The following is a 23,802-nucleotide window of genomic DNA, read 5'->3' on the forward strand; positions in this document are numbered from 1 at the left end:
CTTCTCACCCTTGGAGGAGCTCCAAAAATTGTTTTGCCTTATCACTCTTTGGCATAAACTTCTCAAATTTGTTTGTATCTTCAAATAGCACCATGTGTAAGCCAGAGAGTACGAACTTCTCTATAGCTTCTTTGAGTTCTTCTTCATCTATCCCAAGTAGCTTGCTCACTTTTTCTTCATCAAAGGGGCTAACCCCATACAGAACAACTCCGCCCAATAGGTAGTTGGGAATATTCGAAATCTCGCTCCTCTTCCCGCTTAAGAGGGTCTCAACTTCACATTTCTTGATAATAAGCATGCTACCAAACCCGGTACGGAACTCTGGTTCATCCATAAACGGCAGATCGAAAATTGAGTAATGGCAGTCTATACAAGGCCTCATCTGAGGATAGAGGCCAATAGTTTCCCTCTCCTTTTCAGAGGTTAGGTAATAATATCTGAATAAGTCTAAGGCAAGAATTCTGGCCCCGTCTTCCGGATACAGTGAAGCATAAGCGAGTGAGAGATTATCTATGGTATAGTGACTGTTTATCAATACCCCCTTAGTTTTCACGTAGGTTAAGAGTCTCCACCTAAATTTCTGGCCAAAGCGCTTTTTGAGTTCTCCGTCTATATCGGCATCTACAGGAAGCTCAACTCTCTCTTTCTTTAACCTTCCTCCCTGCCAGTATTCTACCTCTATTCTCATTCCCTTTTTTTGAATTTGGCCTTTTTCCTTGAGCTTGGACTTTATTTCCTTAAAGGTATCTCTGGTTTTGTTGCTTTTTTGTCCCAGAATTCTAAGAACATCACCTGAGTAGGCCAAATGAGGCAATATCTCCATTCTTCCAAGCTTAATGGGCTTTTCAAAGATTCTTATTGAATCGAGTTCTTCTTTGTTGGTTATGTCTTTAACTTCAATAATTTTCTTCCCTTTGTAAAAGGTGTAACTGGATTCTATTGTGGCAAGGGCAATTTTATGGGCTGTTATTGCTGTCCTAAGCCGTTCAAGGGTCAACATGCGGTAGTGATTTCTCAGCAGGATTCTTCTGATATGGGGATCCCGCTCCCTTTTACTTGACATTGTATAAGAGAGAGCCTCGCTAACTCTACGGGAAAGCTCTTCTTCCAAATCTTTAAGGAAGGCAAGATTGCGGTTTAAATTAAAAGCTAAATAAAGAGGGTCGAAATTCTCAAATAACCTGCCCATGTTTATCTTTATGTCGTCCAAAATCCTGTTTATCTGTGCTATAAGCTCTTCAGTTGTCGTCATGGCAGGAGTTCCTCATTGGCAATTTTTTCGGGGAGGTATTTTCTCGCAACGAACTCCAAACTCTTGTTTGCTAATGCCTGTTGTTCAATCCTAACCCCCCAATCGAGTGCCAATTTAAGCTGTCTCTGCCATTCCTTGTTCTGGAACCACGGGTAGTTCATCTCCTCTATAATACGCTTGTAATCCCCGGTTGGGCCGCCTTTCTTGTTCGGCGGAATTCCCTTGAGTTTTTCTGTAACGTTTTCAAGACCGTATTTCTTGATGTCGTCCATCGTCATGCCAACGAACTTTGCCTCTGGCGTTGCAAGCTTTTCGCTAAGGTAAGCCAGGTTTATTGACCCCTGCTTGATTGTAGAGTAGATGTACCATCCATAAGGGTCACCATCGGTAAAGACAATTATCGGCAAACCTTCCTCGTAGTGAAGCCTGTGGATGAGCCTCCTAACGCCTCTTGAAGCCTGTCCTTGAGTGGCAACTATGAGGGCTTTCTCTTTCTTTGGATACTTTTCTTCTATAAGCCTGTCCGCCATAGCGGCAGTCTCTACCACAAGGACGTAATCCACGTTAATTTCTGGAAACTCTATGTGCTCCACCGTTCCTGGAACCGCCCATCCACCCATGCCGAGCCTCGAGGCGTTGAACTCATCTTCCCCATCCTTAATAACGATATCCCCGTAAACGTATCCCCTTCTGTCCGCAGTTATGTGCATCTCTTCCCTTAAAACACCGAACATTCTCTCCAAGTCCTCTATTATGGGATCGCTCTCGCTCTGATCTTCGAAGGTGTTTTCCTTCGTACCGGGGATTGTGTGTTTGTTTGCATAATAGGCTTCTCTCAAGCTTGCGTGCTTGCCCTCAGCAACCAATCTCTTTATGTATGCCGCTATCAAGAGCGTCTGCATAAATCTCCTGGCATGGGCAACGTGGAAGAGATACCTCCTTGAGGTTTTGTTGCCCATCTTAATTAAGCGATCTTTTTCATCGAAATAAACGTTGCTGAGGCCTCTTGTAGGAACATCTATAAAGGGATTTCTGCCTACTTTTAGTTCTTCGAGAACTTCTTTTCCAAATTCCTCAAGCTTTTCAAGGACTTTTTTAGGATTGTAACTGAAGCGTTCCTTAGGTTTTTCACGTTTAAGCATTCTCCTCAGCCTCCAGTGGCTTTTCTTCTATGGTTTCAAATTTCTTTTCGATAATCTTTATCAGAAGAGTTTTTATTGTATCTTCAGGCTCTCCGGTTAGAATGCTCAAAGCCCTGCTTATCTCTGGAACGTACTTCTCAAACGTTTTTCTTCTTTTCACCTGATAGAGCTTGCGGTGTTTTCCTCCAATATACTTGGCAAGTCGTCTTGCAACTTCCATTACAGCGAGTCTTACCTCTTCGTATATCTCCTCTTCACTCGCCACGCTTTGCTTCCCTGTAGAGGTGTAGGGAACGTGCACACTGACTACATTAACCAAAAGCACCAGCGGCGTTCTTTCGAGATCATCCACTCTGTATCTCTTCCAATCGATATTTCTTACCGCAGAGGTTATAACACATGAACCGGCATCAAAGAGCAGGGGAACCCTGTTAGCGTATCTAAGAAGGTCAAAATCACTGCCCAGCTCTCCCCCAAATGCCAAGCCCACCTCTACTTGGAAAGGAATTCCACCACGGTATACTTTGGGAGGTCTTGTCACAGCGGTTACGAACTCTGGCCTCAAAATTCCTAAAAGTCCTTTTTCTATGTTCTTCTCCCCGATTGGTCTTAATCCATGGGTTGGTGGAGCTAAAAATGTCATGTACTTAAACGCCTCTACAATCTCTTCAGCCTCGTGCCAAGTGAGCTTATCCGGAGACTTTTCCATGATTTTTCTGACTTCTCTGAGAACTTTTTTACCTTTTCCTCCAAAACTTGCAATTATTCCATCAACTTCTCCATCAGCGAGCCTCTTTAGGAGTTGTTCCCTGACATTCTGATCCTCTTCTTCCTTTATAAGTCTCAATGCAGTTATATATTTTACAAGCTCGTCTATTTTTTTGTCGCTTATTCTTGAAAACTCTCCTATAAGAAAAGTCCTCACTGTTGTTTTTGTCGTTCTTCTGGCCATTCTGTAAACGTCATCTGTCATTACTCCCTTTGGGTGAGGTTTCATTTCCTCCGGAGGCTCTGGAACTTCTTCACTGCTTCTCGGAAAGACTATCAACTTTCCATCGGGCTCTATAAGTTCGATATGGGCGTGAGGATTGGCTATCGCGGTAAGCTTAAGATACCAGTAAGGACCCTGCTTGGAGCGGATGTAACGAACTTCCTTAACTTCCATTTCTATCCTCGTTCCCCTCCATCCCGTAGGGTTTGGGTGTTTTATCTTTTTGAAAATTTTTCCTTCATTTTTTTCCACATCTATGCCGACCCAAGCTTCTATTATCTCATCACCACCAGTAGAAGTTATAACTCTGGTGGCTTTTCCACTGGTGATTTGGGCAAACATCACGGCACCGCTAATACCGATACCCTGCTGACCCCTGCTTTGAATGTTTCTATGAGCCTTTGTACCAGCGAGCATTTTACCAAAGACGTGTGCTATGAACTTTTCTGGAATTCCAGGGCCGTTGTCTTCAACGATTATTTTATAGTGCTCATTTCCAAGTTCTTCTATCTCGACTCTAACGTAAGGCGGGATACCAGCTTCCTCGCAAGCGTCCAAAGAGTTCGTTACCGCTTCGTGGATAAGAGTCGTAAAGGAGCGCAGTTTTCCAGTATAGCCAAGCATTGCGGCATTTCTTCTAAAGAATTCACTGACACTCTGGATTTTAAACTCTTTAAACAGCTTTTCTGCTTCAGAATTCGCCATAATACATGCCCCCCTCAAGCTCTAAATCCTTTTTTCTTCTTTCAAGATATTTATAAACAGTTCCGTGGGGGGAACCTTTGGCGAGCTTTTCAATAGCAGTTTTGGCTATTTGGACTTGAATTGGATTTCCAATGATAGCGACGGTCTTTCCATAGACACTTATATCCGCTCCGCTCATTTCTTCGATTATCTCCCTCGTCCTGCCCTTCCTACCAATTATTCTCCCTCTAACCCTTGGAAGGGCATTCTTCTCATTCCCTACAACAACATCTGTCAGGTCAACGACTTCAAGAACCTCACCTTCATTAAGCAGTCTGAATGCCTTCTCTGGAGAGAAGCCCCTTCCAATAGCCAACACAATATCTCTCGCCTTCCATACCGCCAGAGGATCGTCAGTTTTTTCTGTGGAAGTGATAAATACCTCCCCTGTTTGACTGTCTACCTCTATCTTGGTCTTTGTTGCCTCTTCAATCTTTTTCTTTGTCTCGCCCTTTTTCCCTATAACCACTCCAATTCTCTCTTTAGGAATTCTCACAAACTCTTCCTGCTCGCCTAAGGCCTCAAACTCTTCAATTTCAAAGGACTCCTTTTTTTCTCCCTCTTTGTCTACATACTCATACTTTTTCAGCTTCTCTTCAAACCCATCCATTTCAATCACCCGCTAGCTCTCTAAACTTTTCCTCAAGATTATCAACTGCCACTCCCTTTTTGGCGAAGTAATTGATGACATTTCTCAAATCACGATAGAGCAGTGAGAGCGCCATTCTGTTCCTCTTCACCGTCGCCTGAGACCAGTCAATTATTACCGGCTTATCCCAGATTAGGATGTTGTACTCACTCAAATCTCCATGGACCATATCCCCTCTCTTCCAGAGTTTTTCAATTGAATCCATGGCAAAGTTATAGAGCTCCTCAAATTCTTCTTTAGTGAGTTCTTTTTCCGCGTCTTTTAATCTTGGAGCGGGGTGTTCATCCCCGATGAACTCCATTATGAGGACGTTATTGCCGAACGCTATTGGTTCTGGAGCCCTAACAGCGTATTTCATTGCCCTCTGGAGATTTTTAAATTCCCTCCTAGTCCATACAAAGACCAGCTTTCTGATGTCTTTTGGTAGATAGCCAATTCTTGGATCCGCTGCCAAATACTCCCATATTCTCCTAAATTCGGTTGTATAGGTACGATAGATTTTAACAGCAATAGGATTGCCATCGGCATCGATACCCCTAAACACATTCGCCTCCTTTCCCGTTGAAATCACACCAAGCAGTTTTTCTATGTTTCCCCTTCGATGGAAGTAGGAAAGTGTGCTGATGGTGGTTCTATCAAATACCTCACTAAACACTTTATAGAGTTCACTATCCTTTTCTCTACGCTCTTCTAATCCCAGAATCTGCGATATCTCCTTATCTATGTCTGGGATCTTCATAAGCCATCACAGAGTTAAGCCGCCGGTAAGGAAATCCTGGGTGATCTTGTTCTTTCTGATAAGCCAGTCAACCTGAGTCTTCGTATAGCGGTAAACTATGTCTCCCCTTTCGTCGCTTTGCACTTCCCAGGGGTGAACTATAACCACATCCCCAACTCTAATCCACATCTTCTTTCTCAGCTTCCCCGGTATCCTGCACCTTCTAACCTTTCCGTCCGAGCATCTAACGTCCATCCATCCTGAGCCTAGAGCTTGCTCCACTATCCCGAACACCTGGTTATCCTTTGGGAGAGGAACTCTGATAACTTCCTCCCCCTCAACAGTTCTATTTTTATCGTTTCTTGGCATAAACATCACCCCCCATAGTTTATTTGATAACCTTATAAGCCTAAGCTTTTTGCAAATATTTTCCACTATCAATTAATTGGGATGTTTTTAAAATTTTTGCATGAACTCATTTAAACATCCATAAAGTTGAAAAGGGGAAGAGCCTAAACTCCAGTTACGGAAAGAGGGGGATGAGATATGAAAGAAACAATACTCCTCACGGGCCCTCCTCTTAACGGACGGGATGAATATGCTGAAAAGGCATTAAAGCTTGCAAAAAGTGAGAGCTTTCAGTATTATCACGTGTTTGACTATCTGAAGGAAGTCGGAAGAGAAAAGGGCGTCAAAATTACAAGAAAAAACGTTTTAGACTTTGCGATAAGCCATCCGGATTTGATGAACAGCATTCGCGACGAGGCGTTCAAGAGGATAAAGGAAGAAATAGAGGAGAGTGAAAAGACCTTTCACTTAGTCTCAACTCCAGCCCTATTTAGATGGGGAAGTGGGAGCGTTTTAGGTTTTACCCTAAGCAACTTAAAACTCCTAAGGCCGAGCAGAGTTATAATCATGCTGGACGACATTTTGAGCGTCAGGAGAAGAATAATCCACGATAAAGAATGGTTTGAGCGCTTTGGAGAAGACAAAGAGAACATTAAGCTCACAACCCTTGTAATGTGGCGTGAAGATGCCATAAACCACGTGAAAACCCTCGTGCATGAACTCAACAAGGAGGGGGTTCAGGTTAGGTATGTCCTTCATTTTGGAATTAGACACCCACCCCAGACGTTTATAGACTTAATTTTCCACGAAAAAGAAAAACCCTTGGTGTACCTAAGCTATCCCATGACAGGGCACGAGGAGGAATACTACCATAGGGTTAGGGGATTTTACGAGAAGCTCAGCAGACACTTTACCGTCTTAGATCCGGGAGCGCTTGACGACTGGTGGATTGTTGCAGAGTATGACGCCCAAGTAGAGAAAAACCCAGAAGTGCAGAGGATAAAAATCAAGAACATCTGGGATGGTGAAGAAATAGAAGAGCTCGACAGAGAGGATATAGAACAAGCCACCGATATTTTAAGGAGACAGCTTGTTGAGAGGGATTTCAACTTGGTGGATGTGAGCAAGGCCATAGCGGTTTATCACTATGCTCAGGGAGTTTCCGCTGGAGTTATAAGTGAGATGGCAGAGGCTTATAGAACTCTGGGAGCAATTTACCTCTACTACCCGTTTAAAAAGAGGCCAAGTCCGTTCATGGAGTTTTACGGCATGCAGAATCCCTCAAGGAGGACTATGTTCAAGGACGAGGACGAGATGATCCAAGCCATGGTTGAAGAGAAGGAGTACTGGACGAAAGCTTAGAGCAATCCATATTCTCTAAGAATCTCTGAAATTTCCTCAGGAGTCCCATTTGCCTTTATTTTTCCTCCGGAGAAAAAGATAACAAAATCAGCAAGGGGGAGTAAAGGACGCCATATGTGAGAGATTACAACAAAGTTACTCTCTTCGGCTTTTGATGATAAAAGTTCTATGACTTGCTTCATGCCATCCACATCAATATTCACAAGAGGTTCATCAAGAAAAATAAGATCCGGATCTCCGAGAAAAGCTTGAGCCAAACCCACTCTTTTCAGCATTCCTGCAGAATACTCCCTAGTTAATCGATTTATGAAACTTCCAAGTTCAAACTCATTGCAAATTCTTTGAATTTCCCTTTTTTCAAGCTCTTTAATCTCCGCAATAGTCTCTAACCATTCTCTTGCAGAACGAAATGGTGGAAGTGCTGGAGGGTCAAAAGAGACCCCTATTCTCCTTTTGACTTCTTCATCACTCCATGGGTCTTTTCCAAGCACTTCTACTTTTCCTGCTGTTGGTCTGTAAACTCCCACGGCTATCTTCAAAAATGTGCTTTTGCCCCCACCATTTGGGCCAATTATGAGAGTAAACCCTTTAGGAATTCTTACACTAACATTTTCAAGGGCAGTTATTTTTCCAAATCTTTTTGTTAATTTTTCAGCAGTTATTATTGCCATTCTTTTCCCTCCAGATTAGTAATGAAAGAAGCAACGCAAAGAGGGTTCCAAGAGAATACTCTAATTTTAAAATTTCTCTCGATGGCAAAATTTTGATACTCTTTAATGTACAGCTTGGCATAGACCCTTCATAAGAAAAGTAATAAGGCCCAGAATGGGGGATGAAGAGAACTTCTTTTGCAGTTCCATAGCTTCGGATGCTATTTAGCTCTTCCTCTGTCTCGGGGTCTATTACTTTTACTTCAAAAAAGGCATTGTTTTGGGAAAAACAAGTGATCTCAACAAGCATAGAAGAAGGGGCTACAAAATAAGCGTACCCATTTTCAAAAAACATCAACTGTCCCCCCAGCGGTTTCTCCTTGTTAAGATGCTGTACACCCATAATGGCAAGGGTAGAAACAAGGAAGGTGAGAAGTAGGACATTGCCCATTCTCATCTCACATCCCTCCATTCACCTAAAATAAGATAAGCAGAAAGAGCCAAGAGCGGTATAAAAACTCCCCATGGAGTGGTTCTGTTGAAACATTGGGTGTTGCAAATAAGGTGTTGCATGTGTGGTGGTAAAAATTAAAGTTGATTCTTATGGAACTCCAAGCTTTTCTTAAGCAGATCTAACCATTTGTTGTTGCCTAAGTTTAAGTCGATTCCTGCTTCTTCTGCTGGAGTTTTACCATTTAAGCTCATGTGAGGTCTGATGAAGTTGTAGTAGATCATGTGTACCGCAATTATTGGTGTATTTTCAACCTTCAAACCTCTCATAACTTTCTCTCTATCCCTTATCGTACCATGTAATCTTTCAACCAAGTTGTTGTTTAGCTGACCTTTCCATCTAACACCGCTAATGTGCTTGCAACTTCTGTGATGATTCCAAAATTCTTTGTTAAATGCTTTATGATAAACGCCTAAACCATCTGTTACTACAAACTTTGGCTTTTTCTTCCCAATTTGCTTAGCAATTCTGAATCCTCTTCTAGCATCTTCAATTTTCCTTTCCTTTGAAATTATACTTGCAAGTTGAAATCTAGTTTAATGCTAGCCAAAATCTTACCTATTTAAAATTTTCTGCAAAATTTTAAGATCTGTCCACGTAGGGGGATAAAGCTTATATATGGGATATTTAAGCCTTTCGCACAAAGTGGACAGATCCAAATTTTACACCAAAAACTTTGTAAATAATTTTACCTAATATTTATGATAGGTGATTGGCAATGGGAGAAATCACTATGCTTACCAAAGCTACATCGAAAAGCAAATCCTTAAGAACCACTATTCCTATGGGCATTGTCAAGCAATTTAATCTTTCAGAAGGGGATAAGCTAAACTGGGAAATTAGAGCAGAGGGTGGAGAGCTTATAATTGTCGTAAGACCATTAAAAGAAAAGAAAGGTGGTAGACATGGATAAAAAACAGGTAACGCTGTTTGGGGAAATAGTTGAAGAGGAGCAAGTGAGAGAAGGATACATAAGAGACTACATTACAGGCAAACTTTTGAAGGATACTCCAGAAGAGAGAAGGAGGCAGGAGGTAGAGAGGAGACTTGTTGAGGAATGGGGATATCCAAAAGAGCTAATTGATATCGAAGTAGAGATTCAATTTGGTAGCCGAAAACTCGGTAGAGCGGATATAGTGGTATTTAGAGATACAAAATCAAAAGATCCAAACAAAAATGCCTACATCATTGTTGAGGTTAAAAGGGAAAGTAGAAAGGATGGAATAGAGCAGTTGGAGAGCTATATCAACGCTACAACTGCTGAGTTTGGAATTTGGTATAACGGTAGGGACATAGCCTTTATTAGAAGATTAAGAAAACCTCATCAATTCCAAGAAATAAGTAGGATACCCAGATACGGCGAGAGGTTCGAGGATTTAGAGAGACAGCTAACAAAAGACGACCTAAAACCAGCGTTTAATTTGACAGCAAGATTTGACGAGATTCATAACTACCTCTACGCAAATGAAGGCTTTTTGAAGGAGAAGTTGTTCGGGGAGATAATTAAACTCATTTTCATGAAGATTGTAGATGAGAAATCGCCAAGAAAAGAGGTGTGGTTCTGGATTTCAGAGAGAGAATATGAAGAGATGTTAGAGAGAGGAACTTCTACATCTTTCATGCAGAGGATTCAAAGACTTTGGGAAGAGACTAAGAGTTTCTATCCAGAGATTGATGGTGATTTGCTACTAAAACCTCTTTCAATTGCTGAGATCGTTAGAAGGTTGCAGGAGATATCCTTCATGAAAACAAGGGACGATGTAAAGGGAACAGCGTTCCAAACGTTCATACACGAGAACATGAGGGGTGATAGAGGAGAGTTCTTCACACCACAGCCAGCCATCGAGCTTGCTGTTGGGATGCTGAATCCACAATATCACGAATCCGTTATTGACCCAGCCTGCGGAACTGGAAGATTTCTTATCTGGGCTATGGAACATGTCAAGAAAAATTACAACTTGGATGCAAGGGGAGTAGCGGATTACGCAAGAGCACACATCGCTGGAATTGATATAAATCCAGATTTGGTTAAGGTTGCAAAAATGTATATGGTTTTGTTTGAAGATGGGTGGTCTAATATTTTCTCAGCTAACAGCTTATTGCCGTTTGATAAGTTGGAGGAAATAGCAGAGAAAATGAGAGTTCCTAAGCCAGCTACCCCAGAACCTAACAAGTTCGATATAGTCTTAACAAATCCACCATTTGGAACAAAAGGAAAAATAAAGGATCATAGAATTTTGGCTCAGTTTGATTTAGCCCATAAGTGGAAGTATGACAAAAAGCAGAAAAAGTGGATTAAGACGAGCCAGCTTCTCAGGGAGCAAACGCCAGAAATATTGTTCATTGAAAGATGCTGGCAATTATTGAAGCCCTATGGAAGGATGGCTATCGTTTTACCTGATGGAATACTGACCAATTCAACTTTAGGTTATGTTAGGCAGTGGATAATGGATCACGCAAGAATACTGGCTGTAGTTTCCTTACCGCCAGAAACATTTATACCTTATGGTGCTGGTGTTAAAGCATCTATTTTATTCATCCAAAAGATGCCTGAGGAAAAACTAGAAGAATTGAAAAAAGAAGATTACCCTATTTTTATGGCTTCTTTAGAAAAGATCGGCTATGATGTAAGAGGACGAACATTATTCAAGAGAAACGAAAAAGGTGAATATATTAATGAAAAAGGAGAAGTTGTAGATTCAAAAGAAAAGGCAGCAATAGATACGGAAGTGCCAGAAGTTATTACAAAGTTTCATGAGTTTAGAAAAAGGCATAATCTAACCTTTCTTTTGAGGTGAAAGAAAATGCCTGTCTCTGAAATTAGATTTTCAGACATTCTCATTGATAGGAGATTTGAAGCAGAGTATTATCATCCAATTAGAATGAAAACAATAGAAGCGTTAAGGAATTCAGGTTTTGAACTTACATTATTGGGGAAGATAGCAAATATAAGAAGAGAACTTATAGACCCACAGGATTACTACAGTAAGAGATTTATTTATGTTGAATTAAAAAATGTACCTTTCGGAGGTTTTGGAACTATTTTTACTAAAGTGCTTGGGAAAGAGTTGGATAGCACCAAATTACGCTTTAAAAAGACGGATATTCTTTTTTCCAAGATTAGAACATACCTAAATAAGGTTGTTTTGATCCCCGAATATATAGAAGAAGGAATTTGTTCAACAGAATTTGTTGTATTAAATATTTTCAAAAGCGAATACGATCCTTATGCACTTTGGATTTACCTAATAAGCAAGTATACGTATAACCAAGTAAGATTTATAGGAATTGGTTCAACAAGGCCTCGTGCAAACCCAGCAGATATACTTAATATAAGAGTCCCAATATTTCCCAAAGATTTTCAACAAAAAATAGGAGACATTACACGGGATGCATTTAAAAAAATACAGATAGCAGACCAAAAATACCAGCAAGCGGAAGAGAAGCTCTACGAGCTTTTAGGAATTAGCAAAGAAGAGATAGAAAAGTTAGAGGCGGAAAAGGCTTATGAGGTGAATTTCAAAGAAGTTAGACAGGCTTTCAGGTTTGACGCAGAATATTATCATCCAAAATATCTTGGAGTTATTGAATTACTGAAAAAGGTACCATTTGAGGTTAAGCCACTTAAAGAAATTGCTAAGATTAAACATAAGAAAGTTAATCCGGAAGATAAGCTATATAGAACGAAAAAAGTCAAGTATATAGAGATAGGTGGAATAGATACTGCTTTTGGAGAAATCATAAAATATAAAGAGGATTATGGATGGAAATTACCATCTGGTGATAAATATCTCGTTAAAGAGAAAGATATACTCTACTCTAAAGTTAGACCCTATAGAAAAGGTATAGGTTTTGTGACAGATGAATTTAAAGGAAGTTTAGTTACACAAGGCTTCACCGTGGTTCGATGCAAAGATGAAAGCATAATTCCAGAATTCTTGTTCGTTTATCTGAGAAGTGACATTGGAAATCTGCCAGTACTAAGAAACATGAGTGGTAGTACTTACCCAACAATAAAAGATGAGGATGTTGGAAAAATCTTAATTCCAAAAGTACCAAAAGACGAACAACAGGAAATAGCCGAGCTAGTGAGAGAATACTTCAAACTAAGGAAAGAATCAAGACAACTTGTCCAAAGAGCGATCAGAGAAGTTGAAGAGGCGATTGAAAATGCCTCTCCCAGAGAGTGATAGAGAGGCATTGGCAATAAGATGGCGAAGACTTCTTATTTTAGGCCTACTTGACTTCTTTAATGGAGCTAATGATTTTGGTAAACTTATCATAAAAGAGCTTGTAGACATGCGTGAAGCTGTGATAAAAGCGTTTGCCAAAAGTCTCGGGATATCTCTACATTCTGGAAATAGGTGGAAAAGGTTTAATGATATTTTGAATGACATATATAATCACCAAGATGTTTCTGATGAAACTAAAAGTAATCTAAAGGAAATTAACGAATTCTTTATATCGCCCGAATTTTCTTTTCAACAAATCTCCTACTCTCTGAAGGATTTAAGAAACGAAGAAACACACTACCTTAATATATCCGACATTCCAAAGGAAACGATAATCAGAGTATGGAGAAAATTTTACGAGCTCGTATATGTTATAGATCCTGATTTTTTCGAATACGTAAAAAATCGCCCAGAGATTCGTGATTTTTATCACCTCCAAGACTTTTTCAAAGTAGTAGTTGTAGAAGGTAATGATGAGAGAATTTCTGGGAGAAGTATTGACCTTGAGAAGGTGAAGGAAGAAAGGATATTGGACAAGAGAGGTAGAATCAAAAAAAGAAGGCAACGAAACGTTTGCGAGATGATAGAGTTTATAAAATCTGGTAAATATTTAGAGTCATAACCACCACACTTGCAACACCCTGAATGCAACACCCTAAGATTCAACAGAACCCATGGAGTAAGGGTTTTTATAATTTGCAGTCTGATAAAAGGATTTTGCATATGAATAAATGCCCGTATAAACAGATAGGGGGGAGACTAAGAAGGCCCATGAATTGAGGGAGATACAGAAAAACTATTCCAAGGAGGAAAGCAGCGAAAGTGTTTGGAGCAATTATAGAAACAAGATAAGAAATTGATGAGACATATAAAGAAACAAAAAGAAAGAATACAGCAACATAGAGTAGGGTGTGATTCATCATCAGACTTTCTTTAAATAACCTCGGAATATCTGAAAACGAATAAACTAACACTAACAAGTAAGAGCCAAAAAGTGCTGTATAAGAGAAAGCAACTCCCATAAGGAATTTTACCAACAAGATCTTCCACTTTTTGAGGGGAAGTGTAACCACAGATAGTGCAAACTTTGTGTCTCTTTCATATCTTACCCCAATAGTTGAGATTAAAATAGAGGTTGAAACAAGTATGAGATAAGAATCCGAAGAGAACATAAAGAAATAGATAGTCCAAAGATTTTGAGATACATAATCCATAGAAGTTGAAGCACCAAAAGGTGCGTTATAAGTGCTCGATTTAAAAGAAATTAAGAATAAAACAAATCCCACTAAGAAAATAAGACTTCTTATTGGATCACTAGCTTCCCACTTAACAAGATGCTGGATTTTCAATGTCACCTCCTCCTTAGGAAAAATACTACAAGCAAAATACTTAGAGATATTAAAAACAGATATTTTATAGAGGTTTCTTCTTTCCCAACCTCTGTTTTCGGTTCAAATTCTATGTTCGTGTCGTATAAAACTAATCCTGCAACCCATTTTTTATCTAATTTCAAAGCCTCTACCGGTGAAGGACCCTCTAAAAGCTTTCTCTGGTTTTTCATTGCAACTTGATCAACCAGTGCTCCATGAGTTATTCCAAGAGCTCTAAACTCTGGAACAAATGAAATAACTCCACCAATAAGAATTCCAGTTGAAAGATCATAATAGAGTAAGTCTCTTCCCATAGCTCCATCATAACTAATGCTATTGGTCTTCACAACTAAAATGGGGGGTTTAAATGCACGGGCATGGGTCAAATACGTAATATTGGTTACAGTTTCAATTTTGTCAATTGAAAGGGTGTAATTCCCCCACCGGCCAATTATAATCCCTTCTTTAACATTTGCAGGATCTACAAAAAACGTTATTTATAAATTTTTTGATTAATCTAATCCAAACAATTAAAAAAGTAACACCTTATCCTCACTATTAAAATCAAGCAGAATTGAATTTAAACTTTATAGAAAATACAAACCTTCAGAACTATTAATAAACCACGAAACCAAGAGAAAAAAGAGGAAAGGAAATCACTTCTTGACCCATCCGCGGTCCTTCATTGCCTGGTAGACTCTGCTGACTGCAACTACGTAAGCAGCGTCTCTCATGTTGATGTTCTTCTCCTTGTGGGTGTTGTATACGTCCCAGAAGGCCTTGGTCATCTTCTTGTCAAGCTTTGCCCTTGTCTCCTCAACTGTCCAGTAGTCACCGGTTATGTTCTGTACCCACTCGAAGTAGCTTACCGTAACACCACCTGCGTTACAGAGGAAGTCTGGGATGATGAGTATGCCCTTCTCGTAGAGGATTTCATCTGCCTCTGGTGTGGTTGGACCGTTTGCAAGCTCGGCAACAATCTTGGCCTTGATGTTGTCGGCGTTCTTCTTTGTGATGACCTCTTCGATAGCTGATGGTGCAAGAACATCTACCTCAAGCTCAAGGAGCTCCTCGTTTGTTATGTTTGTAGCCCCTGGGAAATCCTTAACGCTACCGGTCTTCTTCTTCCATTCGAGGACTTCATCAGCGTTAAGACCATCTGGGTTGTATATACCACCCTTGCTGTCGCTGACTGCAACAACCTTCATTCCGTACTCTTCGCTCATGATCTTGGCCATGTAGTATCCAGCGTTACCGTAACCTTGTATGGCTATTGTCTTGCCCTTCAAGTCCATCCCAAGAGCCTTTGCGGCTTCCCTGACTGTGTAGCTTGCACCTCTTGCTGTAGCATCCATCCTTGCTACGATACCACCAACGCTTGGTGGCTTACCTGTGATAACACCAAAGGATGGGTCCTTTCTTCTTGAGATTGTTTCATATTCATCCATCATCCATGCCATGATCTGTGGGTTGGTGTAAACGTCTGGAGCTGGGATATCGGTGTATGGGCTTATGACATCGTAAATAGCCCTCACATATCCTCTGGCAAGTCTTTCCTTCTCTCTGTCGCTCATTTCCTTTGGATTACAGATGATACCACCCTTACCTCCACCGTATGGGAGGTCCATAACGGCAGTCTTCCATGTCATCCAAGCAGCCAAAGCCTTAACGGTGCTGAGTGTTTCTTCGGGGTGCCATCTAATACCACCCTTTGTTGGACCGCGAGCCCAGTTGTATTGGACTCTAAATCCTGTGAAAACTTTTACAGAACCGTCATCCATCTCGACTGGAATGCTGACCTCAACAATTCTTTGTGGCCTCTTTAAAAACTCAAGGGCCTCTTCACTTATGTCCATATATTGGGCAGCTCTTTCAAGCTGCTTAACGGCAATTTCAAATGGGTCTTGCTCAACCATGTTCATCCCTCCAATTTAGGTGATTGGCGATACAAATTTGAGCAATAGCCTATATAAACTTTTCGCTGAAAGTGGTTAGAGAACCGATATTTTTAAACAAAAGGTTATATACATACATTTTCCCACAAATAAAAAACATCCAAAAAAGTTTTCTGATGGGAGAGCCCCCAGATGCTTTTTTTAGCATACATCAATGTCTAAAAAAGTATATTGACGTATGGAAAGTTTTAATTATGTCAAAATATTTCAAAAAAATAAAATGCCCTCAGCGAGAAGTCGGTCATCACCCTTCAGCTCACTCTTGTTCCAATCATCGGGACATACTTAATTATCCCAAAATCCTTTTAAAAACTAAACCCACAACCAAAATTTTTTAATTATATAATATTTTTCAATTATGAAATCTTAAACAATTATCCAAAAACCATAATTACGCTATTTTCAAGTATTGTCGTCTTGACAAATATCCAGATTCTGAGTTTTAAGTGTTTGTAAATCGTCTTTTGTCGAAATAAGCCAAGAGAAAAGTTTATTAATAGAAGAAAACATAGACATATTTGCCGATATTTGTACATCGGCATCCCCTTCAGATACAACAATATACGGGGTGGATTAGTATGGAGCAAAGGGATAGGTGGGCAACCAAAATTGGTTTGATCTTAGCTATGGCAGGAAACGCAATAGGTCTCGGAAACTTCTGGAGATTCCCCTATCAGGCCGCCAAGAACGGTGGCGGTGCGTTCATGATTCCCTACTTTGTTGCATTGTTCCTCCTTGGAATACCCATCATGTGGATAGAGTGGGTCACAGGTAGGTATGGGGGTAAGTACGGCCACGGTACACTGGGCCCAACGTTCTACTTAATGGCCAGAGAAAGTCTGAGGCCAAAGAGGGCGTTGATACTTGGTATCCTTGGTGGTATGTTGGCGTTCTCAGTCACAACATTGCTCAACAGCTATTATCTCCACATCGTAGGATGGTCAGCTGCTTATACTTACTTCAGCGCAACCGGAGCGTACTTTGGAAAAGACTCTGTGGAGTTCCTTATTGGCTATCTAACCAACAATACTCAAGTGTTCATCTTCTGGGGTATCTCAGTTGCACTCCTTGGTATTGCAGTAGGGCAAGGTGTCAGCAAAGGTATCGAGAGATGGGTTAAAGTAATGATGCCAGCTTTGTATGTGGCAGCTATCTTATTGGTGCTCAGATCATTAACTCTTGGTTCTCCAGTAAAGCCAGAGTGGAGTTCAATCAAAGGTTTTGAGTTCCTCTGGGAGCCAAGATTTAGTGAAGTAACATGGAAATCAGCTCTTGCAGCTGCAGGACAGATATTCTTCACGCTCTCCCTTGGTATGGGTATCATACAGAACTATGCCTCTTACCTCGGCCCAGAGGATGACGTTGCACTTTCAGGTTTGGCAACAGTTTCACTCAACGAGTTTGCGGAGGTTATCCTCGGTGGTTCAATTGCTATCCCAATAGCCTTCGCTTACCTTGGAGAAGAGGGCATAAAACAAAGTGTGGGACTGGCATACATTGCATTACCTAATGTCTTTATGAGGATGCCCGCCGGTCAACTCTTTGGTGCAATATGGTTCTTATTGCTTTGGTTTGCTGGATTCACATCCGCTATAGCAATGTACAACTATCTGGTTGCATTGCTTGAAGAGGACCTCAAGATAAGCAGAAAGACCGGTGCAGTATTTGTGTTCATACTCTACCTGATCCTCGGACTTCCAGTTGCATTAGACCCAACAGCAGCAAGCGTGGACTTGTACTACCTAACCGAGCTTGACAACTGGGTTGGAAGCTATCTCCTCGTCGTGCTCGGTCTCTTTGACATTATAGTTGCAGTATGGCTCTTCAAGCCAGACAACTTCTGGGAGGAGCTCCACAAGGGAGCATACATCAAGGTTCCAGAGTGGGTTAAGCCTGTTATAATGTACATTGCCCCAATTTACACAATAATACTCCTGCTAGGAAGTACGTGGGATTATTACAAGGAAGGCTACTTCAAAGCAGTTCCAAGCTACGTAGCTAATCCAGAGTTCGCCAATTGGGTTTGGTATGCAAGAGGCATAATACTGCTTATCCTCATCATCGGTGCCATTGAGGCATACATGGCCATTAAGAAGAAGTACGGCGAGGAATTAGCAAAGAACGAGGTAATAGTAAAGCTCTGAGGTGATGAAAAATGAAGGCAAGTGCTTTGGCATTTATGGCCCTTGCATGGGGCGTAATACTAATCTGGATGTACTTGGCAGTAAGCAAGTTGCTCAAGGCAGGGCAAAAATCTTAAAGCCCTTTTCTTTTCTTTTATTAAGAGGAGGTGTTCTTTGTGAAAAGTCCAGAGCTTCTTAGGGAAACTGCGAAGGTTTTGGAAGAGACCGAGGAGAGAATTAAAAGTTTAACTTCCCTCTCACCAAGGAAGAAGCAAAGTGCTCTAAACAAAATAAGGGAGGCAAAAGAGAATTTTAGAAAAATGGCTGATGAAGTTGTTATTGATAACGAAGAGCTTGCTAACTTTTTCTTGAAGAGAGCTGTTAAGCTAAAGAACTCTACAAACGACAAGACCATAGAACGGTTAGGGGAGAAAGAGTACATGAAAGACGTCGAGGCAATGTTTAGATATTCCAAGGCCGCACTGTATGATTTTGCCGGGTATATGAAATATGTAAACAGAGCTTACAAAGCATACGTGTGGGGTATGATAAGCTTTTTTGTTGTAACCGCGTTCTTGCCGGTGGAATTTAAAATAACTTCCCTCATATTGCTAATCCCAATATTGCTTTCTCTCCTGAGTTTAAGGAAGAGGGGATATACGGGACTTATGCTGGCCTTTGCGGCAACCCCAATTCCACTAATAACGGGTGCCCTTGCAGTGAGGGCTTATTTAGATGTGTTCATAAGCCCCAGTGGACTTCAAGAAGCCGCCCAAGGATTGGGAGTATCTCCAACTACTGCTCAAATCGTCGCCGGAGTAATGGTGCTCTTTGGAATTGCCGAGCTGTTGCTGTTGAGCTACGCTATCTACATGTTTTACAAGCACAGGCACGCATTCCTCTGATAAAGAAGATTAGAATTTAGCCCTCAATAGAGAGCTTCGTTTCCTTTTTCTCCCGTCCTTATTCTTATCGCTTCATAAACGGGAAGGATAAATATCTTGCCATCCCCGGGTATGCCCCGCCTTGCATTCTGGATTATTGTGTCTACTACTTTTTCCACATCCTCATCTTTAACAACTATCTCAATCTTCATCTTCGGCATGAGCTCATAAGGTGGTACTCCTCCCTGCACACCCCTGCCCTTGACAGGATAAGCAGTCATTGGAATTATTCCCATCTGCTTCAAAGCCTTTTGAACTCTATCAAAATCCTCTTCCCTAACAACAGCTTCGATTTTTCTCATAAGTTCCACCAAATATAATAGGGCAGAAAAGAAGATAAACTTTTCTAACCAAGGCACTTCAAAGCCTTTTCAAGTCTCTTCTTTGGAATTCTTGTTTCTTTTGCCAGTTTCACTAAATCGGCATTTTTAAGGTCTTCAATGCTTTTAATTCCAGCTCTCTTTAGTTTCTCAACTGTCTTTGGCCCTATACCCTTTATAGCCAGAAGCTTCTCCTCAAACTCCTTCTCTTCTCTCGTTATCTCCTCAAGCTCAAGCTGACGTCTGGCTTTACTGCTCTCCCACTTTTCCTCAAAGTTCTGGGCACTTGCAACACTTATGCTTTTTCCTTTCTCTTCTTCCTCTAAGGGAATTTCTGGTGGTTCAATGTAATCGGGAACACTCGGAGGCTCTTCACTCACGTAAACCTCGATGTTTATTGGGTGAAATGGATTGTCAATCTCCTCCACCTCTTTTAAGAATCCCCTTTCTTTAAATTCTCTGCCTTTGAAGTACTCTTCCAGGGCGTTTGCCAAGCGGTGGAAGTAATTTGTGTGCTCCAAAAGACGTTTTTTGCCATATTCCTTTGCTTGACCCGTGGTTATGAGGAAGGGCCAATCACTGCTCTCAATAAGCAAAAGCTCTCTTCCAAGCTGTTCTAAAACTCTATCCCCAAATTCATCCTCATGGAGGTATTTACTTGCAAGGGCGAGCATCCTTCTCTCTGCAAGATGTATATGCTCCCACATCCACTCCACTTCTGGATTCCACCATGTGTAATGACTCCCGTACATTCCCCATGAACCCTCTGGAAGCTCTATCTCATACCTCTCCCCCTGATAGTTCTCAAGGAACCTTGATATCGTTGTGCTCTCTATGCCCTCTTCTTCCATAAGTTCCAGTACCCTTCCGAGCCATTTAACACCCTCAAACCACCAGTGGCCGAAGAGTTCCGTATCGTAAGGCGCAACAACTATACCCTTTTCCCCGTATTCCTTTTCATATTCTTCCAGGAGAGACTTAACTAAGCTTACAAAGTGTCTTGCATGTTCCTCGACCCTTTCTAAAGCCTTTTCTGGAACGTAGGGTTCTTTCCCCCCAAGGTCGACTTCTTTGGATGTAACCCTCCAGTACTGACCTCCACTCTTTTCTGCTTTTTTGTGGAACTCCCTATACCAGAAATCCCCCGGATACCCTATGTCCGCACTCCAAACTTGGAGCCCGGTTTCCCTGTTCCTTGCGAACACAGCTATGTTCGTTCCCTTTATGAAGTAAGGTCTCAGTGTGGACTTCTTGGTCTTTGCAGGGAGGATTTTCCCATAGCCGAAGCTTGCGGGACCTTCATCTATCAGGTGGCTTTCAACAAAGAAAAACTCTAATCCGTACTTTTCTAAGAACTTTTCAATGCCTTTCCTCCATAACACTTCTCCGGTACTCGGGCTTTGCCAAAGCCCCTCTGGTCTGTAAGCACACTCCGGAAGCCATATGCCTCTTGGTTTCCTCCCAAAATATTTTTCGTAAGTTAGAATTCCATTGACAATCTGTCCTTCAATTGCTTCATCCCTCTCTAAAAGGGGTAGATAGCCGTGGGTAGCCCCGGATGTTATTATCTCTATGTATCCTTCGTCTTGCAACTGCTTGAGAACCCCAAGTATGTCTCCGTTTATGCTCTTCCAGTATTCAAAGACTTCTTCAAAATACTTGAGCATGTATTTGACTGCATTTCTCAGCTTCTCATCGTTTTCAAACTTTTTCAAATCCTCACGCATAGCGTTGAGCTTCCTCTCCATGTATTTCTCAAATTCAGCTTTCATGTATTCATCTGCAAGCTGCTCCGCTAAAATGGGGGTGACACCTATTACCAGCTGAAACTTTACCCCTTTTTTCCTGAGCCTCTCAAACTCCATCAAAAGAGGTATGTAAGTCTCAGAGATAGCCTCAAAGATCCACTCCTCGCCAAAGGGCCATTTGCCATGTTTCCTTACATAGGGAATATGGGTGTGTAGCACAAACGTAAAATATCCTCTGACCATAAAATACCACCTCTATGCTGCAATTCTGTAGAACTTTATTAACTCTTGAGTATTTAACGATTTCGGAATGGAAATTCCTTTTATGGTTTAAAAATGGTTTATGGTACTGAAATAATTCTCATAAAAACGGTATCATCCCCGAAACTTGCGTTGAAGTTGGTCGGAAAAAGAAGGAAAAGTCTGTCAAGGTCTTCGTTCAGTTTTAAGCTGAGTTGAGTTTTCTCAGCATCTTTCCAATAGGCAATGCCACTGAACACCTAACTCCGTCTCTTGAAGTCTTTTTCACCCAGTTACAGTAGCATGTACTTCCCCATTGCCACTACTCTCTCGTATTCTATCAGTGGGATGGCATTCAACGTCTTTGGTCCGGCCTGCTCCCTTAACCAAAAAGCCGTATCTGGCCGACAGGATAACATAGCCGTCTGTATAGAACTTCTCACCATACGGTATGCAGAACTGCGGAGAAAAGCTTAAATATTCATCTGTATACAATCTTGTATAAGAGGTGGTCAAAAGTGATGCTTGTGTTGGATGCTTATTTTAAAAACTTCCCGGCCAGGAGAAAGGTGGCGGAGTTTCTTTTTGAGAACGGGCTAAGTGTGAAAAATGGGAAAATTTATCTGAGAAATGTTGAGATTCCAATAAGCGAGCTTTCTCGCGTAATAGGCGTGAATAGAAAGATAATCTACCATACTATCGAATACATAGAAAAAACATACCCTCTACGAATGATATTTGAAAAGCTTAACCCGCTTCCAAGCCTTATAAACGTAGCACCCATCATGGGCTGGGAAGTTCTTGAGATAGAACTTGAGAAGGATGAACACTCTTATGCTCTTTCTGAATTGCTTAGGTACCTTTACGAGAACGGTGTGCCAATAGTGGAGATATTCAGCAGGAACCTTAGGCAAGAGGACGCCAAAGCATACATCGTTATAGATGGAACTCTGCCCGTAGAGGTTTTTATGAGAATAAAGGATATTCCGGGGTTTAGGAAGCTGGTTCTCCACACTCCCGAAAAGAGTAAGGAAAAAGTCGTATGCAGCTACTGTGAAGTTAATTACTGTCCCAAAAAAGTCGTTATTGAGGGACTAAATTACAAAGGTTAACCCACCACTCTAAATCCTTTCTCACCCCTTGGTTCTTCCCATTCCACCTCTACCCTTGTAACCCTTGCCCAAGGTGGCCCCTGATGCGCCCACCCTATTAATGTCTCGACCCTCTCCCTTTCTCCCTCAATTACAGCCTCTACGCTGCCATCTGGGAGGTTCCTTACCCATCCGTTAACACCGAGTTTTTTCGCTTCTCTTTGCATGCTCCATCTAAATCCTACTCCCTGTACCCGGCCGTATATCCTTATATGTGCCCTCACTATCTCCATCTACTCCCCCCATTAAAAGTAACCTCCATAAAATTTAAGTTTATCTTTACCAACTCTTCTCGGGTGTGTGGAATGGGTGAGATGATACTTGTCTATACAACGTTTCCTGACTGGGAAAGTGCTGAAAGGATAACAAAAGAGCTGCTGGAGAGAAAACTAATTGCCTGCGCCAATTTGAGGGAACACAAAGCTTTCTACTGGTGGCAGGGAAAGATTGAAGAGGACAACGAAGTTGGGGCATTGCTAAAGACAAAAGTTGACCTCTGGAGCGAGCTCAAAGAAGCTCTAAGAGAACTGCATCCCTATTCTGTGCCGGCAATAATAAGGATAGATGTGGACCACGTTAATAAGGAATATCTATACTGGCTTTTAGAGGTAACAAAATGATCCGGAAAGTAAAGCCCCAGATAAGGGTTATCGGCTTCGATGACGGTACTTTTTCTTTTAAATCTAAGCTCAGAAAAGGTCGCACTATTTTAGTCGGGGTTGTCATGAGGGGTCCTCAAGATGTTGTGGGAGTAGTCACAAGGTGGATTGAAATCGATGGTAAAGATTCGACCGAAAAAATGATTGATGCGGTAAACAATTCCAGATTTAAGGACCTGAGGGTTATAATGCTCAAGGGAATAACTTATGCGGGCTTTAACGTCGTTGACGTGGAAAGATTAAGCAAAGAAACCAGATTGCCCGTGATAACAGTGATAAGGAAAAAGCCCGATTTAAGGGCCATGGAAGATGCTTTGAGAAAGCACTTTGTAGATGCCGATGAGAGAATTGCGCTTCTTAGAAAAGCCGGGGAAATAAGGGAGCTGATTCGAGGGAAAGTATTCTATCAAGCTTATGGAATTCCCCCTCAGCAGGCAGAGGAAATAATAAAACTAACCCAAAAGAGCTCTCTCATACCTGAACCTTTAAGATTGGCTCATATGATAGCCTCCGCCGTAATTACCGGAGAGTCTAAGAAGGAATAGGCTTTGCTGTATCTTTGTTCTAACCAAGCCTTCAATGAAATCAGTCCCGGAGTAACCTATCGCAATCAAACCCAGAGACATCCTGAGACCCATGGGGTTTTGTCCTCATTCTTAACAGAGGCTGTCGAGAGATAGTTACCAAACCTTT

At 41.4% G+C, this 23,802-nt stretch carries 25 protein-coding genes; 10 read left to right on the top strand and 15 right to left on the bottom strand.

What is annotated here, in order from left to right; genetic code table 11:
• Nucleotides 1-4: 4 nt before the first annotated feature.
• From ADU37_RS06080 to eif1A, 6 genes are read right to left on the bottom strand one after another with little or no spacing between them, the layout of a single operon-like run.
• Nucleotides 5-1,252, bottom strand: a complete 1,248-nt coding sequence (locus tag ADU37_RS06080) for a DUF530 family protein (protein WP_058946763.1) — start codon at nucleotides 1,250-1,252, stop codon at nucleotides 5-7.
• Nucleotides 1,249-2,394 (bottom strand): DNA topoisomerase IV subunit A, encoded by a 1,146-nt coding sequence (locus tag ADU37_RS06085; protein ID WP_058946764.1) that lies wholly within the window; start codon nucleotides 2,392-2,394, stop codon nucleotides 1,249-1,251. The genes ADU37_RS06080 and ADU37_RS06085 overlap by 4 nt, the downstream gene beginning before the upstream one ends.
• On the bottom strand, nucleotides 2,387-4,090 hold the full coding sequence (gene top6B, locus ADU37_RS06090) for a DNA topoisomerase VI subunit B (RefSeq protein ID WP_058946765.1): 1,704 nt from the start codon (nucleotides 4,088-4,090) through the stop codon (nucleotides 2,387-2,389). The genes ADU37_RS06085 and top6B overlap by 8 nt, the downstream gene beginning before the upstream one ends.
• The gene (locus ADU37_RS06095) at nucleotides 4,077-4,739 is read right to left on the bottom strand and encodes a KH domain-containing protein (RefSeq protein ID WP_058946766.1); all 663 of its coding nucleotides are present in this window, start codon (nucleotides 4,737-4,739) and stop codon (nucleotides 4,077-4,079) included. Before ADU37_RS06095 ends, top6B begins: the two co-directional genes overlap by 14 nt.
• A gap of 1 nt (nucleotide 4,740) precedes the next feature.
• The gene (locus tag ADU37_RS06100) at nucleotides 4,741-5,517 is read right to left on the bottom strand and encodes a serine protein kinase RIO (RefSeq protein WP_058946767.1); all 777 of its coding nucleotides are present in this window, start codon (nucleotides 5,515-5,517) and stop codon (nucleotides 4,741-4,743) included.
• Between the two features lie 6 nt (nucleotides 5,518-5,523).
• Complete coding sequence (eif1A, locus tag ADU37_RS06105) at nucleotides 5,524-5,871, bottom strand: translation initiation factor eIF-1A (protein ID WP_058946768.1); 348 nt, start codon at nucleotides 5,869-5,871, stop codon at nucleotides 5,524-5,526.
• Between the two features lie 171 nt (nucleotides 5,872-6,042).
• On the opposite strand from eif1A, the gene ADU37_RS06110 reads away from it, so the two are divergent.
• A complete protein-coding gene (locus ADU37_RS06110) occupies nucleotides 6,043-7,206 on the top strand; it encodes a hypothetical protein (protein WP_058946769.1) in 1,164 nt (387 codons plus the stop codon).
• Here ADU37_RS06110 and ADU37_RS06115 read toward each other — a convergent pair.
• The 3 genes from ADU37_RS06115 to ADU37_RS10995 form a co-directional block, all read right to left on the bottom strand.
• Nucleotides 7,203-7,877, bottom strand: coding sequence for an ABC transporter ATP-binding protein (locus tag ADU37_RS06115; protein WP_343203929.1), 675 nt, complete (start codon nucleotides 7,875-7,877; stop codon nucleotides 7,203-7,205). The two genes, ADU37_RS06110 and ADU37_RS06115, sit on opposite strands and share 4 nt — an antisense overlap.
• Nucleotides 7,858-8,328, bottom strand: a complete 471-nt coding sequence (locus ADU37_RS06120) for a hypothetical protein (protein ID WP_144433214.1) — start codon at nucleotides 8,326-8,328, stop codon at nucleotides 7,858-7,860. Before ADU37_RS06120 ends, ADU37_RS06115 begins: the two co-directional genes overlap by 20 nt.
• A gap of 116 nt (nucleotides 8,329-8,444) precedes the next feature.
• On the bottom strand, nucleotides 8,445-8,882 hold the full coding sequence (locus tag ADU37_RS10995) for a DDE-type integrase/transposase/recombinase (RefSeq protein WP_082663028.1): 438 nt from the start codon (nucleotides 8,880-8,882) through the stop codon (nucleotides 8,445-8,447).
• Nucleotides 8,883-9,085: 203 nt separating this feature from the next.
• Between ADU37_RS10995 and ADU37_RS06130 the strand changes: the two genes are divergently transcribed.
• From ADU37_RS06130 to ADU37_RS06145, 4 genes are read left to right on the top strand one after another with little or no spacing between them, the layout of a single operon-like run.
• A complete protein-coding gene (locus ADU37_RS06130) occupies nucleotides 9,086-9,280 on the top strand; it encodes an AbrB/MazE/SpoVT family DNA-binding domain-containing protein (protein WP_058946772.1) in 195 nt (64 codons plus the stop codon).
• Nucleotides 9,273-11,165, top strand: a complete 1,893-nt coding sequence (locus tag ADU37_RS06135) for an N-6 DNA methylase (protein ID WP_058946773.1) — start codon at nucleotides 9,273-9,275, stop codon at nucleotides 11,163-11,165. Before ADU37_RS06130 ends, ADU37_RS06135 begins: the two co-directional genes overlap by 8 nt.
• Nucleotides 11,166-11,171: 6 nt before the next feature.
• Nucleotides 11,172-12,557: a restriction endonuclease subunit S gene (locus ADU37_RS06140; protein ID WP_058946774.1), complete on the top strand. Its 1,386-nt coding sequence runs from the start codon at nucleotides 11,172-11,174 to the stop codon at nucleotides 12,555-12,557.
• Entirely contained in the window at nucleotides 12,538-13,221 is a 684-nt protein-coding gene (locus ADU37_RS06145) for a hypothetical protein (RefSeq protein ID WP_058946775.1), read from the top strand. The genes ADU37_RS06140 and ADU37_RS06145 overlap by 20 nt, the downstream gene beginning before the upstream one ends.
• 729 nt (nucleotides 13,222-13,950) lie before the next feature.
• Here ADU37_RS06145 and ADU37_RS06155 read toward each other — a convergent pair.
• Both ADU37_RS06155 and gdhA read right to left on the bottom strand, forming a co-directional pair.
• Nucleotides 13,951-14,283, bottom strand: a complete 333-nt coding sequence (locus tag ADU37_RS06155; protein ID WP_058946777.1) for a hypothetical protein — start codon at nucleotides 14,281-14,283, stop codon at nucleotides 13,951-13,953.
• A gap of 342 nt (nucleotides 14,284-14,625) precedes the next feature.
• Entirely contained in the window at nucleotides 14,626-15,885 is a 1,260-nt protein-coding gene (gene gdhA, locus ADU37_RS06160; protein WP_058946778.1) for a glutamate dehydrogenase, read from the bottom strand.
• 617 nt (nucleotides 15,886-16,502) lie between these two features.
• Between gdhA and ADU37_RS06165 the strand changes: the two genes are divergently transcribed.
• Entirely contained in the window at nucleotides 16,503-18,068 is a 1,566-nt protein-coding gene (locus ADU37_RS06165) for a sodium-dependent transporter (RefSeq protein ID WP_058946779.1), read from the top strand.
• Between the two features lie 155 nt (nucleotides 18,069-18,223).
• Nucleotides 18,224-18,952, top strand: a complete 729-nt coding sequence (locus tag ADU37_RS06170) for a hypothetical protein (RefSeq protein WP_058946780.1) — start codon at nucleotides 18,224-18,226, stop codon at nucleotides 18,950-18,952.
• A gap of 23 nt (nucleotides 18,953-18,975) precedes the next feature.
• Here ADU37_RS06170 and ADU37_RS06175 read toward each other — a convergent pair whose 3' ends face one another.
• The 3 genes from ADU37_RS06175 to ADU37_RS11760 all read right to left on the bottom strand — a co-directional run bounded on the left by ADU37_RS06175 (nucleotide 18,976) and on the right by ADU37_RS11760 (nucleotide 21,718).
• Nucleotides 18,976-19,293 (bottom strand): P-II family nitrogen regulator, encoded by a 318-nt coding sequence (locus tag ADU37_RS06175; protein ID WP_058946781.1) that lies wholly within the window; start codon nucleotides 19,291-19,293, stop codon nucleotides 18,976-18,978.
• Between the two features lie 44 nt (nucleotides 19,294-19,337).
• Nucleotides 19,338-21,302 (bottom strand): 1,4-alpha-glucan branching protein, encoded by a 1,965-nt coding sequence (locus ADU37_RS06180; RefSeq protein ID WP_058946782.1) that lies wholly within the window; start codon nucleotides 21,300-21,302, stop codon nucleotides 19,338-19,340.
• 290 nt (nucleotides 21,303-21,592) lie between these two features.
• Nucleotides 21,593-21,718 carry a hypothetical protein gene (locus tag ADU37_RS11760; RefSeq protein WP_255357501.1) on the bottom strand — a complete coding sequence of 42 codons (126 nt, stop codon included), beginning with the start codon at nucleotides 21,716-21,718 and terminating at the stop codon, nucleotides 21,593-21,595.
• Between the two features lie 99 nt (nucleotides 21,719-21,817).
• Here ADU37_RS11760 and ADU37_RS06185 point away from each other — a divergent pair, with 99 nt between their 5' ends.
• On the top strand, nucleotides 21,818-22,411 hold the full coding sequence (locus tag ADU37_RS06185) for a hypothetical protein (RefSeq protein WP_058946783.1): 594 nt from the start codon (nucleotides 21,818-21,820) through the stop codon (nucleotides 22,409-22,411).
• On the opposite strand, the gene ADU37_RS06190 is transcribed toward ADU37_RS06185, so the two are convergent.
• Complete coding sequence (locus tag ADU37_RS06190; RefSeq protein WP_058946784.1) at nucleotides 22,408-22,683, bottom strand: acylphosphatase; 276 nt, start codon at nucleotides 22,681-22,683, stop codon at nucleotides 22,408-22,410. The two genes, ADU37_RS06185 and ADU37_RS06190, sit on opposite strands and share 4 nt — an antisense overlap.
• Before the next feature lie 81 nt (nucleotides 22,684-22,764).
• Here ADU37_RS06190 and cutA point away from each other — a divergent pair, with 81 nt between their 5' ends.
• Both cutA and ADU37_RS06200 read left to right on the top strand, forming a co-directional pair.
• Entirely contained in the window at nucleotides 22,765-23,070 is a 306-nt protein-coding gene (gene cutA, locus ADU37_RS06195) for a divalent-cation tolerance protein CutA (RefSeq protein WP_058947641.1), read from the top strand.
• Nucleotides 23,067-23,654 carry a DUF99 family protein gene (locus tag ADU37_RS06200; RefSeq protein WP_058946785.1) on the top strand — a complete coding sequence of 196 codons (588 nt, stop codon included), beginning with the start codon at nucleotides 23,067-23,069 and terminating at the stop codon, nucleotides 23,652-23,654. The genes cutA and ADU37_RS06200 overlap by 4 nt, the downstream gene beginning before the upstream one ends.
• The last annotated feature ends 148 nt before the right edge of the window (nucleotides 23,655-23,802 follow it).

The organism is Thermococcus sp. 2319x1 (assembly GCF_001484685.1).
In the GTDB taxonomy this organism is placed as follows: Archaea; Methanobacteriota_B; Thermococci; order Thermococcales; family Thermococcaceae; genus Thermococcus_A.